Genomic DNA, 13,394 nt, shown 5'->3' on the forward strand with positions numbered 1-13,394 from the left:
CTATTCAAAAAACGACTGTGCTTTGGCAAAGAAGTGTTCATCGCCGAAGTTGCCCGATTTCAGAGCCAAAGAAAGCTCGCCTTCAAGTGACTTCACCCAAGGTACACCTGGTGCGATTTGAGGACCGATATGAAAACCTTTTACGGCTAGGCTTTGGGTTACAACCCCTGAGGTTTCCCCACCCGCAACGATGAAATTTTTCACACCGTTCTGCTGAAGTTTAACTGCAAGTTGGCTAAAGAATTGTTCAACCGCGTGACTTGAAGCATGCGCGCCAAACTCTTGTTGAATCGCTTTTAACGCCGCTGCATCTGCGGTTGCGTAAACCAGTGGTGCGAACTCGCTTTCGATGTTGGTCATGACCCAATCAAACACTTGATTTAAGTAATCTTCTTCCGTCAGACACGCCTTCACATCAATAGCAAAGTGTGGCGCTTTTTCTTTGTAAACAGCGACCTGTTGGTTGGTCATGACAGAACAAGATCCAGATAACACAACGGTTGGTGCCTTTTTAGGGTTCCCCTCTTGCTTCGCATCACTTTGATCTTCAAGGTTCTCTATCCAGTTCTTAGCAATACCCGCAGCCAAACCAGAACCACCAGTTACCAGTTTTAGAGACTTCGCCGCTTGACCAAGTGTGACAAGATGCTCTGCATTGAATGCATCAACCACTGCATAGCGGTTGCCTTGTACTTTTAGCTCTTCAAAGCGCCCAATTACCGCTTTTGGACCTTGTTCAATTATTTGGAAGTTCACCAGGCCAGATTTGCCTTGAGATTGAGCATCCATCATACGAACTAGGCTTGAATCAGTCATTGGTGTCACAGGGTGATTACGCATACCTGAGTCGCTTAGCAAGTCTTGGAATACAAATAGATGGCCGTTGTAAACTGTGCGACCATTCACTGGTAATGATGGGCATACAATGGTGAACGCTTCACCTAGCTCTGCAAGCAGTGCATCCGTTACAGGACCAATGTTACCTTCTGCTGTGCTGTCAAACGTTGAGCAGTACTTGAAGTAAAACTGCTGACAGCCATTTGCTTGCAGCCACTTAAGCGCCGCTACTGAATCCTCGATTGCCTCATCTACAGGACAAGAGCGAGATTTAAGACTGATCACGACCGCATCTGCGTTTACATCAATCTCTTCTTTTGGAATACCGTTAAGCTGAACTGTGCGCATGCCGTTTTCTACAAGAAAACCTGCGATGTCTGTTGCGCCAGTAAAGTCGTCTGCGATAACGCCTAATAACATCATTTTTTCTCCGTTTTACGTGCGCTTATTTCTGTTTGTTTTCTACACCTGGAAGCTCAATACCATCAAAAATCTTGATAACGGCACTGTCGTCCTCCTGGCCAAAACCAGCATTGCTTGCACTCAAAAACATGTTTAGTGCTGTGCTTGATAGAGGAAGTGGAAATTTGAGATCTTTTGCTGTGTCCGATACGAGGTTTAAATCTTTCACAAAGATGTCGACCATAGATTTAGGGGAGTAATCACCATCAACTACATGCTTCATGCGGTTCTCAAACATCCAAGAGTTACCCGCTGCATTCGTCACCACGTCGTACATCAGGTCAAGAGGAATGTTTGCACGTGCCGCTAATGCCATTGCTTCAGCACCAGCTGCGATATGAACACCTGCTAGCAATTGGTGGATAATCTTCACAGTTGCGCCTAGGCCAATCGCTTCACCGATGTTGTAGACTTTAGCTGCCGTTGCGTTGAGTACTGGTTCAAGTGCATCAAATGTGCTTTGCGCTCCCGACGCCATAATAGTCATCTCACCTAATTCTGCTTTTGCAGCACCACCAGATACCGGTGCATCAAGCATCACAAGATTGTGTTCTGCCAATTTCGCTTCAATTTGTTTTGCGTCTTCTGCTGAGATGGTTGCTGAAACCATTACTGGCGTATTCGGCTTAAGCGCTGTAGCAAGACCGGTTTTGAACAAGACCGTGTTAACTTGAGCTGCGTTCACAACAAGAACTAGAACCGAATCAAGCTTATCTGCAAACTCAACTGCATTTGTAGAAACAGCTTTTGCACCGAATGAACCTAACTCTTCAAGCGCTTGAGAATTTAAATCGAAACCATAGACATCTAGGCCTGCACGCACACATGACTTTGCGGCGCCCATTCCCATAGAGCCTAAACCGATAACACCTACAGATTGAACTTCACTCATAAAAACAATGCCTTCTGGTCTATTAAACTTTGTTAATTCTTGTTTGGTTGATGTGATTATATGTGAAGATTAATACTAAGACCTCGCTTTGAATCACATTTTTTCACACAAATTAACAATGTCGTGATATATACCTCTTTATGGGCAGAGATATTCCGAGCAGTTAACACAAGCGAAGGCTGTTCTTACAACGTTGAGAACATAATTCACAGATATTCACAACAAATGAAAAGATTGGTAGGATACTGAAAAACAAGAATATAGAAGTGAAACTATGATCCCAGCAGAACGTCAAAGAACCATATTATCCCTGTTATCACATCAAGAAGTGTTAAGCATTTCAGATTTAACCGACCACCTTGGCGTATCACATATGACCATTCGTCGTGATATCGTGAAGCTTGAATCCTCAGGTAAAGTCGTTTCTGTTTCTGGTGGAGTGCAACTCGCTCAAGCTCTACATTCCGAACTTTCCCATGATGCGAAGGTCGAGCAACAAGCGGATGAAAAAATTCAAATTGGTAAGCTGGCGGCTACGTTAATTGGTCAAGACGCTACGATTTACTTGGATGCGGGAACAACCTCTCTAGAAATCGCCCATCAAATAGCAAATCGTAATGATCTTTTAGTGATCACCAATGACTTCTCTATTGCTGCTTTCCTTATGACGCACAGTGAATGTGAGCTTTACCACACTGGGGGAAAAATTGACCGCGAGAACCAATCCACCATTGGAGGAAAAGTCGCAGAGTTCTTGAATGGGCTAAATATTGATATCGCCTTTATTTCGACTTCATCTTGGAGCTTGAAAGGCTTATCAACACCTAATGAAAATAAAGTTCTCGTTAAAAAAGCAATCATCAAGGCGGCACAAACCAATTATCTGATCTCAGACTCAACTAAATACGGTCAGATAGCGAGCTTTCATGCATTAGACATCGAGCAATTGGACGGAATTATTACCGATCGAAACCTATCCGAAGTGGTCACTCAAGAATTAACGGATAAAGGATTACGTGTGTATAAAGAGTAACACTACCTAAATATCTGAGTTCGCGTAACTTTTATACTCGTTAATTTATAGGTGCTTCCAATATACATAGACCGTGCTGTGTACTTTCTGGCAGAAAACACATCCTTTTGTTTTCTAAATTACCAAATTACTGATTACATCTGGGATATGGAAGCTCACTTCGCTTTATCGCTGCTCGTCACTTGTCATCAAAAATCAAATTCACCGCAATTGCCATCAAAACTAAGCCTAAGATTGGCAGCAAGACACCCAATGGTGAGCGCTCTATGTAAGGCAAGTTTTCAGCAATCAATAAGCCCCACTCAGGTTCGGGCGGCTTAACGCCAAGTCCGATAAAACTCAGAGACGTCAGGCTAAGCGTAATGTAAGGCAAACGCAGAAACGCATGACGAATCAATGGCGGCAGCACATAAGGCAACAAGTAGTAACGGAGTACTCGCCACTGACTGGTTCCCCAAATGGGCGCAAGATGCGTATATGGCTGCGCTTTGGCTTCCATCAACAAGCTCGCACAGTGCGCCGCTAATGGTGCCCATGACACCATAACAATCGCAATCAAGGCACTGTTTGGGTTCATCCCCGTTAGACCAGCAATCAGTAGACCCGCCACGATGTATGGCACACCTTTGGTGATCTCAATTAAGCCTTGGCTATAACGAGTCACGAAGCCGAGCAGCAAACCAATCACCAAACTTAGGAACGTCGCGATGATGCCCATTTTGATTGTCGACATCATACCGCCGCCAACACGAGCAAGCAGATCTCGCCCGACCGCATCGGCACCAAACGGTGCTGCTAAGCTTGGCGATTCAAGGCGGGTAAATTGGATAGTGTAAGGATCGCGCATTAAGGCCCATCCCGCACAACCAATCAGCAAGGCAAAGATTATGGCACTGACGATGCGTTTGGTGGTGCTTTGGGTAAAACGGAACGTGCTGTGACTGCTGATCAGCTTGCCACTTGTGACACTGTGCCCGAGTAACCAGCGTTGCAATAAGATGCTCGCACTACTGATCAACATCGAGAACACCAGCAACACCAACAAGCCACCTTGCAGCATCGGCAGATCTTGTGACTTCGCTGCACCTAAGATCAATCGTCCAATACCCGGAATGGAAAACACCTGTTCCACAGCAACCGCACCGCCGGTTAAACCAATCACCGTCATTGCGATTTGAGGAATCAAGTTACTAACGGCACGCCACAAGGCAAAGCGTAAGATTTGAAACTTACTGACGTTCGCCGATAGCCAAGTGATCACCCAAGGTTCATCTAATACACGCTTGAGGCTGTCATTGAGCAAACGACCGAACAAACCAGCAGCAGGCAATGCCATTGCCAAACTGGGTAACCAGAGGTTTTGCACGCCTTGCCAACCATAAGGTGGGAACCAACCCAACCAAATGGAAAACACCATGATCAGCAGCGAAGCAATCACGTATTCCGGCAGTGAAACCAACACCGAACTGAGCGTGTCATGATGTTTGTCTAAACGATTCTGTTGCCAACGACGCACAGTGTAAAGCACGCTCGCCATGCACATTACAAATGCCATGCCCAGCGCTGTAAGCATCAGTAGTAACGACGTTTTTGCGGTTTGTTGAACGCTCTCCATCACGGATGCGCCGCTCACCCAAGAGACACCTAAGTCTCCTTGCATGGCAAGCGTCAACCAATCCCACAATCGCTCAGCAGCGCTGCGGTCAAGTTGAAGATCCTCTCGAATGGCTTGCAGAGCTTCTGCCGTCAGCAATTGTTGAGCACCCGCACGAGCACGGAGGATTGATTGGCTTGGGTCGATACCTGCAATATCCGGCATCAAACCCACCAGCACAACCACTACCCCGAGTGACAGGAAGCGCGACAAAAAACGCGTAAACCATTCAGGCATACAAGCGCTCCAACGAGAGCGCATGTTGGCAACAGACGACATCGAGTTAGTTCACCTCAGTAAACTGGTCGATCAGGCGACGCTCACGTGGGTCACGTTGTGCATTCTTCACGCGGTCACTCTCACCTTGGATTACACGCTCGTGAAGCAGTGGAATCACAGCGTATTGCTCAAGGATTTTGCTTTCTGCTTCGATGATCGCTTGTTGGCGTTTCTCACCCAAAGGCTGACGATCAGCGTGTTTCAATGCTGCGTCCACTTCTTCAGAGCAGAACTGACCTAGGTTGTAAGAACCTTTACAGCTAAAGTCACTTTGCATGTACGCCACTGGGTCACCAGAATCCAGCACCGTTGCACGTGACAACAAGAACGCATCGAACTTACCTGCTAGTGCATCGTTTTCGATTTGTGCGTATTCACGAACGTCTAGCTCAACCACAAAGCCAGCCGCTTCAAGTTGTTGCTTTAGCAGCACCGCTACTTCTGGCAACTCAGCACGGTCGGTAAATGTACCGATGGTGATCTTCTCACCGTTCGCGTGGCGCATTTCCATGGTTTCCATACGAGGGTTCGCATCACGAATTGGTTGAGCCCATGCCAATGCTGGACCTAACAGACCTTTCGCTGAATCGGCGTGGTTCTCGTAAACCGTTTTGATGATTTGCTCACGGTTAACCGCTTGAGCTGCAGCTTTACGCAAACCGAACTGGCCAAACACGTCTGATTTATTGTTTAGGTAAAGCGTGTTGGTACGCGGCATTGCGACTTCGTGCAGCTGTGAAGATTCCATCATCGCGATTTGCGATACAGGAACCGCTTCAACGACATCCGCCTCACCGGTACGCAGCGCTGCAGCACGAGCAAAACCGTTTGGTACGTATTCCGCAAAAATGCTATCTACTTTCGCTTTTTCACCCCAGTAACCATCAAAACGCTTCAATTTAGCGCTGGTTGTCCCGTTGATTTCTGTCAGAACGAATGGGCCCGTACCCGCATTGATTGGCACAACACGACCGTTTTCTTGGTATGCAGCACCAGAAAGGATCGCTAACTGTGGACTAGATAGACGACTTGGCAACAATGGATCGTTAAAGGTCGTTTTGATTTCAACAGTGAAGTCGTCCAATGCGCTAACTTGCCATTCGATACCATCCAAAATGCGTGGTTTTGGTGCGGCATCTAATGCTTTTTGTAGAGAGTTCACAACCGCGTTGGCATCAAGGTCAGAACCATCGTGGAATTTCACGCCCTTACGTACCGTAAATTGCCACGTCATCGGGTCAACTTGTTCCCACTCCGTTGCCAGCATAGGCTCTGCTACCGACTGATCGTTTAGGTTCACTAGCGTTTCTGCCGTGCTCCAACGTGACAGTTTGAACGCGTCATCTGAAAGTGGCGACAAACCTGTGCGTGGTGGCTGCATCATGGCAACGCGAATTTTCGTTGCTTGCGGTGCCGCTGCTTTTTCCGCATCTGGCTTACTTTCGCCAGAGTCAAAACAACCCGTCAGTAGTGCGCTTAAAGCCAGCGACAAAGCTAACTTGGGAGTACTAAGGTGCATAAGAAACCTCTCCAATGGTTTTTGTGAATTCATTACTTTTGTGTTGAGCGCTCATCAAGGCTCTCGTGATCAAGTGCGATGGGTTATTTGTCACGTTTTGTGCCGTGCCGTGTTCGACAACGCGTCCTTTGTCTAACACTAGGATTTCATCGCATAGGGTTTGTGCCGCATCGAGGTCATGTGTCACCAAAATCAGGCGCATCTGACGACTCTTTTGAATGCCTGCCAACAAGTCGAGAATCTGTTTACGACTGACGGGGTCTAAGCTGCTGGTTGGCTCATCGGCAACCAATACACAAGGCTCAACAATCAAAGCTCTGGCGATAGCCACACGTTGGGCTTGCCCAACTGATAATTGCTGCGGGTTACGATCCAACAATGTGAGATCCAAACCGACATCCGCCAACACCTTTTCCACCTTCTCATTGAGCTCTTGTGTCAAACCAATGTTGCTTAGCGGCTCCAGTAAGATCTGGCGAACGGCGTAATAAGGATTCAAGCTCGATTGCGGCTCTTGCGGAATCAATTGAATGTGCTGGCACAACTCTTGGCGCTGCTTAGCCGAGCTACGCGATAGCGGATAGCCACACACATACACTTCACCAGATGTGGGTTTACGAAGACCAAACAGAAGCTCAATCAAAGTCGATTTACCCGCACCAGAAGGACCAACAATCGCAATGTTCTTTGTGTCGATGGAAAGATCCAATTGTTCGAGCGCTTTAAACGGTTTGCCCCCCAACCAACTTGGTTTGGAGTAATAGTGAACACTGGCTTGCTCAAAGCGAACTTCCGCCGATTTAGGCTGCGTGTGCCCGCTCAAGTTGTGCTTAGTCAAAATAGGCTCCAGAGATGAGGTTAAGGCAGCAGTTGCGCAAGTTGTTGGCAGAAAGGATGCGAACTTTGCTGAATGGCTTGCCAAGGTGCGCCATAAGCCACCATGGTGTTGTCCGCAATCACCAAGACTTTGTCACACGCCAAAGCCGCAGATAGATCGTGCGTGATCAACAAACCACTGATGTTGCGTTGCTGAACACTACTGCGAAACAACTCAAGGATCTCCGCTTCGGTGATTGGATCGAGCGCACTGGTGGGCTCATCAGCGATGATCAAGTTGGCACTACCAAGCAACGCAATCGCAATACAAATACGCTGGCGCTGACCACCAGATAACTGGCTTGGATGCTGCGCCAATGCTGCTTTTGGATCTGCAAATCCGAGTTGAGACAACAAGGTCGTCACCGTTTCTCGGTTTGCTGAAGACAAGCGTGTTTTGTTGCCCGTCAATGCCAAACACAGTTGTTGCTCGACAGACGCCAATGGATTCAGCGCTTTAAGTGCATCTTGGAAAATGACCGCGGGACGCTGGGATTGACTCCGTTGCAGCATGGCAGTTTGTGCGACTTCACTGCTGTTAAGCTGGATACTTCCGTCTACCCAAATATCTGACGGCAAAAAACCTGCGACGGCTTTCGACAACATGGATTTACCAATGCCGGAAGGTCCCATAATGGCAAGAGCTTCACCTTGAAACAGCTCAAAAGAAATGTCTTTGAAGAGTGTGCGTTCTGAGTCTGTAAGGCTGAGATTATTAACGGAGAGTATTGGTTGAGAAATCACGGCATCAAACTAAATGTAATAATATAACATCACAAATAATATCATGCGGGTTAAAGCAAGGAAACCAGTCGGAAAGGTTATTTCATCACCTTTTTCAGATTTATCAGCAAGGGCAGATGGCTCCACCCTTGTCATAAGAACATCTAAATTAGGTCGTTTGTGACAGTGTGAATTAAAGACACTTTTGTTTAACTTGACCGAGGTATGGGAACAAGAAGACAAAACGCCCAACGTAGAACAAAGTGAATGCCAGCCACAAACCGTGATTGCCCCAATATTGCACCGCAATAAATTGGGTCACTAAGAACAACACCATGGTTAGAAAGGTAGAGTTACGCACTGGTCGCGTCGTCCCTGTACCGGTAAAGATGCCGTAAAACGTAAGACCAAAACCAGCAACCAACGGAAATGCCAATAACCAAGGGCTCATGTCTAGATACAGCTCAACAAGGTTTGGCAAAGTGGTAAATAACGACACCACTTGATGTTTGAACAGCACTAACAGCAAGGTCAAGACAACAACGAACGCCGCGGTCCATTGCGTGTTTAGCTTAATCACGTTATCAAGCAATGTCGGATTCTTCTGGCCTACGGCTTTACCTGCGAAGACGCTCGACGCATTCGCCACACCATCGAACATGTAGCTGACGATAAAGGTCACTTGCATCAAGATTGCGTTCGCAGCAAGCACATCAGAACCAAGCTGAGAGCCTACACGCGCCATCATGTTGAAGAACACCAATAGACACACAGTGCGAAGCAGCAGATCCATATTGGAAGACGCGATAACTTTGAGATCTTTACGCGTCATTTTCGCGGTCTGAATGTAATCAAACAGCGGGAAGCGACAGGTTTTCAACACCAGCACCGCACCAATAACAAACGTCGAAATTTGCGCGATAAGTGTCGCTACCGCAACGCCAGCAATGCCCATATCGAAGTACAACACAAAGACGATATCCAGCACGATGTTCAGCACGTTACCAAACACTTGCGTGAACAAGGTTTCTTTGGCTTTCGCCTGTCCCATCAACCAACCAATCACGGTGTAGTTCAGCAGTACAAACGGCGCACCAAAGATCATGATATCGAAGTAAGTCTTAGCGTTTTCTGCCACGACTGCATCAGGGGAGATAATCAGCTCTGCCCCCATCCAAATCACGGACTGCAACGCAATGAAAATCAAGCCAAGGCAGAGCGAAAGCACGAAAGGACGGAATAAGCTGCTCGCTTGATCTTCTGGGCTATTTTTACCTAATGCGATTGCACTTTGCCCGGTAGTACTGACGCGGAAGAAGCCAAACAGCCAATACAAGGTATTCATGATGACGGTGCCGATCGCTACACCACCAATCATCTCAGCCACACCGAGTTTACCGATCACCGCGGTGTCCACCGCCCCCAATAATGGTTGGGTTACCGTAGAAACGATGAAAGGAAATGCGATTTTAAAATAGTCTTTATGAGTCAGGGACATCTTAAATTATGAACAAGATTAATTTTTATAAGGTCGCTATCATATGCGAATGGCGCCCGAACATGAACCAAAGTTCACCCGCAAGGAATAGCATTGATAATTGATACAACCAGCCAACGTATTCTCATACCAAAGCTTGAAATAGGATAACGACTTATGAGAAAAGCCAAGTTAACTGCATATAAATGAGTTTCTAGTTTGGAAAGATTAGCGTTTGGTTGAGCATGGCAGATCAGAATGTATCTGCCATGTCATAACGGTAGTGATTGGTGAAAAGAGACCGTACAGATGATATTTAATGCTTGTGGGTTTCATCTGACAATGTTTAGGTCGATACCAAGCCTTATGTTCTGTAAAGCACCTTTACAACATGCCAACCGAACTTGGTTTTAACTAGATGCGGCGTTAACACTTCGCCAGAAAAGCACACTTTGTCGAATTGAGGTACCATTTGACCACGGCGGAATTCACCAAGGTCACCACCGCGTTTGCCTGACGGGCAAGTTGAATACTTCTTCGCTAATGTCTGAAACTTTGCGCCTTTTTTCAGTTGCTTGATTATGTCTTCCGCTTGCTCTTTGTGCTTCACAAGAATATGTAATGCGGCTGCTGTATTTGCCATTGATCTATCTCTCACTATTCTGGTCGCGCAAGTGTACCCAATCCTTTTTAACAGACCAAACATTTCTTAATAATAGCTCAGCGGTAAAGGCCCAAATACACGAGGAATATAAAATCGTCTACATAATGAGTTTAAAATACAAACAAGTTTTGCTCAGTTAATCACTATTCTCTAAAAGATTGTCTAAAAAGCTCACATTTGTCTCTCCGATGGTTGAAGCCTTCGTCTGATAAGATTAGATTAGACACAATTCGGTGGTATTTATAAGGTTATTTTCATGGCAAAAGTCGTTAGCAAAGCGAATCAATCTCAGGGCATGTTGATGTTTAAGCTCACCCTGCAACAGAGTTTCGCTATCGGTACGCTAAAAGTCCGTGAAATCGTCCCGTACATGCCAACGACAAAGATCCCTTACTCGCATCATCACGTCATTGGAACCGTTACGATACGTAACTTAACAGTACCAGTGATCGATATGTCAGCGGCTGTTGGCTTTCGTCCTATTAATGAAGAAGAATATAAAAGCTGCTACTTGATCGTGACAGATTGCTTGCGAACCGTGGTTGCGTTTATGGTTCGTAGTATAGAGAAGATCATTGAGTGTGATTGGAAAGCTATTGAAACGCCACCTCCGAGCGCTGGAAAAAATATTTTCGTGACTGGAATTACTCGCTACGAGGACAAAACTGTTCAAATGCTGGATGTGGAGCTGCTACTTTCCAAAATTTATCCGCAGTACGAGAATTCAAAGATACCAATGCTGACAGATATTGAGCGAGAACGCCTAAAAGCACTCAGTATTCTATTGGTGGATGACTCTTCCATCGCTCGTAAACAGCTGTGTGACGCACTCGATAGCATCAATATTGGGTATCAAATCTGTAAAAATGGTTTAGATGCATTGGAACTGATGAAAAGTGACGCTGCGGCTCATCGCCCAATTGATATTCTGGTCAGCGATATTGAAATGCCCGGATTAGACGGTTATGAATTAGCATTTGAAGTTCAGAATAATTCCTCTCTGAACCATTCATACCGCATTTTACATACATCGTTATCGAGCGAAATCTGTGTAGACAGAGCTCACCAAGTTGGCGCGCATGAGGCACTTGAGAAATTCAATGCAGGAGAACTAATCGAAGCGATGCTTCGCGGAGCAAAAGAGCTAGAAGCCAAAGCTATGACTTCTTAACTCTTATTGGACGAGTTGATTTGAGAATATAATGCAGTGCTTGTCCTATCCCTGATGCTCACATCCGCTAATTTCTCAGCTCACTTCTTTGGCATCGCGTAACTACGAGAAACGAATTCCGTCTCTTTGACTTGGTGAGCATGATTAATATAAGAAGCTAGGCTGTAAAGTACATTCGCTAATAAGTTCGCGTAACGAAACAAAATAGGTGCGGGCTGCTTCTTACCTGTATGTTCAACGGCAACTAATGCTCGTACCGTTTTTTTAGCTTGGCAACGGCACAAATGCAATTGACTGGCTGCCGGGTGCCCCCCGGGTAGAACAAAGCCTTTGAAGCCGCCATCAATACGTTGCTTGAGCAAAGCATAATCGGCCTTTAACTCTTCAACTTCCGTCTCTGTAATCGCTAATTTCCCGCGAACCGAACCATTTAGATGATAAACATTAGGCTGCATTCTTGTCAGTATATCGCGGCTAAACTCGTCCAACTCCATAGCGAGAACAAGGCCAATACGACTACAAAGTTCATCTGCTGTAATTTCAAAGTCACAAACCGGACTGTCCTCGTAAATAAACGGATAGCAAATCTCGCTCAATTCCTTACTTACAGGTTTCATGCTTTTGTTCCAATATAAAAAAGGGAGTCAGTATAACCTAACTCCCTTTAAACGTTCATTATGCCAAATGAGCGACATTCATATGATCGGTTTACAATCAGGCACTTTCGACTTTCTTGTGACCTTCTTGAAGGTGAACAAAATCGACTAAATCATCACCAGACACTTGATACGCCTGACCAAAACCTTTAACAAATAGCCCCGATTCTGGCTTTAAGTTGAACAAAACGAAATCCTCTAGCTGGCTTAGACCATCAATAATCTCACCAAAACGCTCTTTCATTTGTCCAACAACTTGTTGCCACATCTCTGTGTCTCGCTCAACTACATTTGCTACCGCATCAAAAGTTAAGCGCTTACGAGCAAACAGCTGCTTTGAAGACTCTTCATCTTCGATCATCATCAATGAAACATTTGGATTTTCTAAAAGGTTACGGGCATGACGAGCGATTTTAGAAATGAGAACGAAATAACCTTCCTGGTTTTGGACATAAGGCGCGTAGCTTACATTCGGGCGACCTTCTGCATCGACAGTTGCAAGCTGAAGTGTACGACGCTCCTGACGGAACTCTTTGATCTCTGGCCCTAAACGACCTTGCAAACGCTCTTGTTTAACTTGTTGATCCATATTGATACCTGACTTTACTAATTAGTATTCGAGTTAAGCCTCGATTATGTTTGTGATTACTTTTTTAATTCGGCTTGTAGGGCGCGAAATGCGGTTACTTGCTCTTCAATCAACTCGCGCTTTTCGTTACGGCCTAAATAAACCTTGAAAATATTGCTTCCGCACTCCGAGAAAAAACCAAAATAGTGACTCTCTCTACCCATAAACGGTTTACTGACTAATGCGACATTTTTAACGTTATCTAATTTAAGGTGGCCGTGCAGTTCACCTTCTCTACCCATTAAATTGTAATAGCCACGCGCCACTTTTCCTTTTGGAAACGGCGCTTTAACTTCAAAGATAGAACCAAAAGAGTGGACGATGGTCGTCACCGGGCCAAAACCAACCAAACTTTCTAGGATGCTTTGCGCTTGCTCTCCTGGTGCAATAGCCACCATTTCCTGAGGTAGAGCCGCAACAACCTCAAACTCGGAAATGCCAAGACGCTCTGCCATCGCAGCTGGCAATAATTGTGGTTCTTGCTCTAGTAATACTTCAACTTGTTGCTTGATTGATTCCATTG

The 13,394-nt window shown here is 45.7% G+C and carries 13 protein-coding genes; 2 read left to right on the plus strand and 11 right to left on the minus strand.

Annotation, left to right across the window (positions count from 1 at the left end; all coding sequences use genetic code 11):
* Both otnK and ltnD read right to left on the minus strand, forming a co-directional pair.
* Positions 1 to 1,257: a 3-oxo-tetronate kinase gene (otnK, locus tag R8269_RS09025; RefSeq protein WP_005375358.1), complete on the minus strand. Its 1,257-nt coding sequence runs from the start codon at positions 1,255 to 1,257 to the stop codon at positions 1 to 3.
* A gap of 25 nt (positions 1,258 to 1,282) precedes the next feature.
* The gene (gene ltnD, locus R8269_RS09030; protein ID WP_005375356.1) at positions 1,283 to 2,191 is read right to left on the minus strand and encodes an L-threonate dehydrogenase; all 909 of its coding nucleotides are present in this window, start codon (positions 2,189 to 2,191) and stop codon (positions 1,283 to 1,285) included.
* Positions 2,192 to 2,465: 274 nt separating this feature from the next.
* Between ltnD and R8269_RS09035 the strand changes: the two genes are divergently transcribed.
* Complete coding sequence (locus R8269_RS09035) at positions 2,466 to 3,224, plus strand: DeoR/GlpR family DNA-binding transcription regulator (protein ID WP_005375354.1); 759 nt, start codon at positions 2,466 to 2,468, stop codon at positions 3,222 to 3,224.
* A 178-nt stretch (positions 3,225 to 3,402) separates the two neighbouring features.
* On the opposite strand, the gene R8269_RS09040 is transcribed toward R8269_RS09035, so the two are convergent.
* The 6 genes from R8269_RS09040 to ppiC form a co-directional block, all read right to left on the minus strand.
* Positions 3,403 to 5,157 (minus strand): ABC transporter permease subunit, encoded by a 1,755-nt coding sequence (locus R8269_RS09040; protein WP_005375352.1) that lies wholly within the window; start codon positions 5,155 to 5,157, stop codon positions 3,403 to 3,405.
* A gap of 4 nt (positions 5,158 to 5,161) precedes the next feature.
* Positions 5,162 to 6,676, minus strand: coding sequence for an ABC transporter substrate-binding protein (locus tag R8269_RS09045; RefSeq protein WP_005375350.1), 1,515 nt, complete (start codon positions 6,674 to 6,676; stop codon positions 5,162 to 5,164).
* Positions 6,666 to 7,514 (minus strand): ABC transporter ATP-binding protein, encoded by an 849-nt coding sequence (locus R8269_RS09050; protein ID WP_005375349.1) that lies wholly within the window; start codon positions 7,512 to 7,514, stop codon positions 6,666 to 6,668. The genes R8269_RS09045 and R8269_RS09050 overlap by 11 nt, the downstream gene beginning before the upstream one ends.
* Positions 7,515 to 7,534: 20 nt before the next feature.
* A complete protein-coding gene (locus R8269_RS09055) occupies positions 7,535 to 8,296 on the minus strand; it encodes an ATP-binding cassette domain-containing protein (protein WP_005375347.1) in 762 nt (253 codons plus the stop codon).
* A 172-nt stretch (positions 8,297 to 8,468) separates the two neighbouring features.
* Positions 8,469 to 9,773 (minus strand): MATE family efflux transporter, encoded by a 1,305-nt coding sequence (locus R8269_RS09060; protein WP_005375345.1) that lies wholly within the window; start codon positions 9,771 to 9,773, stop codon positions 8,469 to 8,471.
* Positions 9,774 to 10,116: 343 nt separating this feature from the next.
* Positions 10,117 to 10,458 (minus strand): peptidylprolyl isomerase PpiC, encoded by a 342-nt coding sequence (gene ppiC / locus R8269_RS09065; RefSeq protein WP_080276970.1) that lies wholly within the window; start codon positions 10,456 to 10,458, stop codon positions 10,117 to 10,119.
* 214 nt (positions 10,459 to 10,672) lie between these two features.
* Between ppiC and R8269_RS09070 the strand changes: the two genes are divergently transcribed.
* Positions 10,673 to 11,587: a chemotaxis protein gene (locus R8269_RS09070; protein ID WP_005375335.1), complete on the plus strand. Its 915-nt coding sequence runs from the start codon at positions 10,673 to 10,675 to the stop codon at positions 11,585 to 11,587.
* A gap of 80 nt (positions 11,588 to 11,667) precedes the next feature.
* Here the strand turns inward: R8269_RS09070 and R8269_RS09075 are convergent, their stop codons facing one another.
* From R8269_RS09075 to hutX, 3 genes are all read right to left on the minus strand, one after another.
* Positions 11,668 to 12,204 (minus strand): ATP:cob(I)alamin adenosyltransferase, encoded by a 537-nt coding sequence (locus tag R8269_RS09075; RefSeq protein WP_005375333.1) that lies wholly within the window; start codon positions 12,202 to 12,204, stop codon positions 11,668 to 11,670.
* Positions 12,205 to 12,301: 97 nt separating this feature from the next.
* The gene (gene hutZ / locus R8269_RS09080) at positions 12,302 to 12,832 is read right to left on the minus strand and encodes a heme utilization protein HutZ (protein ID WP_005375331.1); all 531 of its coding nucleotides are present in this window, start codon (positions 12,830 to 12,832) and stop codon (positions 12,302 to 12,304) included.
* Positions 12,833 to 12,888: 56 nt separating this feature from the next.
* Positions 12,889 to 13,392, minus strand: a complete 504-nt coding sequence (gene hutX / locus R8269_RS09085) for a heme utilization cystosolic carrier protein HutX (protein ID WP_005385051.1) — start codon at positions 13,390 to 13,392, stop codon at positions 12,889 to 12,891.
* Positions 13,393 to 13,394: the final 2 nt, after the last annotated feature.

Source organism: Vibrio sp. Vb0667 (assembly GCF_033391095.1).

What these genes read in the sequence shown, in the direction of transcription:
- hutX (WP_005385051.1), bottom strand. Translation starts at nt 13,392, where the DNA reads ATGGAATCAATCAAGCAACAAGTTGAAGTATTACTAGAGCAAGAACCA.
- ppiC (WP_080276970.1), bottom strand. Translation starts at nt 10,458, where the DNA reads ATGTTTGGTCTGTTAAAAAGGATTGGGTACACTTGCGCGACCAGAATA.
- R8269_RS09045 (WP_005375350.1), bottom strand. Translation starts at nt 6,676, where the DNA reads ATGCACCTTAGTACTCCCAAGTTAGCTTTGTCGCTGGCTTTAAGCGCA.
- hutZ (WP_005375331.1), bottom strand. Translation starts at nt 12,832, where the DNA reads ATGGATCAACAAGTTAAACAAGAGCGTTTGCAAGGTCGTTTAGGGCCA.
- R8269_RS09075 (WP_005375333.1), bottom strand. Translation starts at nt 12,204, where the DNA reads ATGAAACCTGTAAGTAAGGAATTGAGCGAGATTTGCTATCCGTTTATT.
- ltnD (WP_005375356.1), bottom strand. Translation starts at nt 2,191, where the DNA reads ATGAGTGAAGTTCAATCTGTAGGTGTTATCGGTTTAGGCTCTATGGGA.
- R8269_RS09040 (WP_005375352.1), bottom strand. Translation starts at nt 5,157, where the DNA reads ATGTCGTCTGTTGCCAACATGCGCTCTCGTTGGAGCGCTTGTATGCCT.
- R8269_RS09060 (WP_005375345.1), bottom strand. Translation starts at nt 9,773, where the DNA reads ATGTCCCTGACTCATAAAGACTATTTTAAAATCGCATTTCCTTTCATC.
- otnK (WP_005375358.1), bottom strand. Translation starts at nt 1,257, where the DNA reads ATGTTATTAGGCGTTATCGCAGACGACTTTACTGGCGCAACAGACATC.
- R8269_RS09070 (WP_005375335.1), top strand. Translation starts at nt 10,673, where the DNA reads ATGGCAAAAGTCGTTAGCAAAGCGAATCAATCTCAGGGCATGTTGATG.
- R8269_RS09035 (WP_005375354.1), top strand. Translation starts at nt 2,466, where the DNA reads ATGATCCCAGCAGAACGTCAAAGAACCATATTATCCCTGTTATCACAT.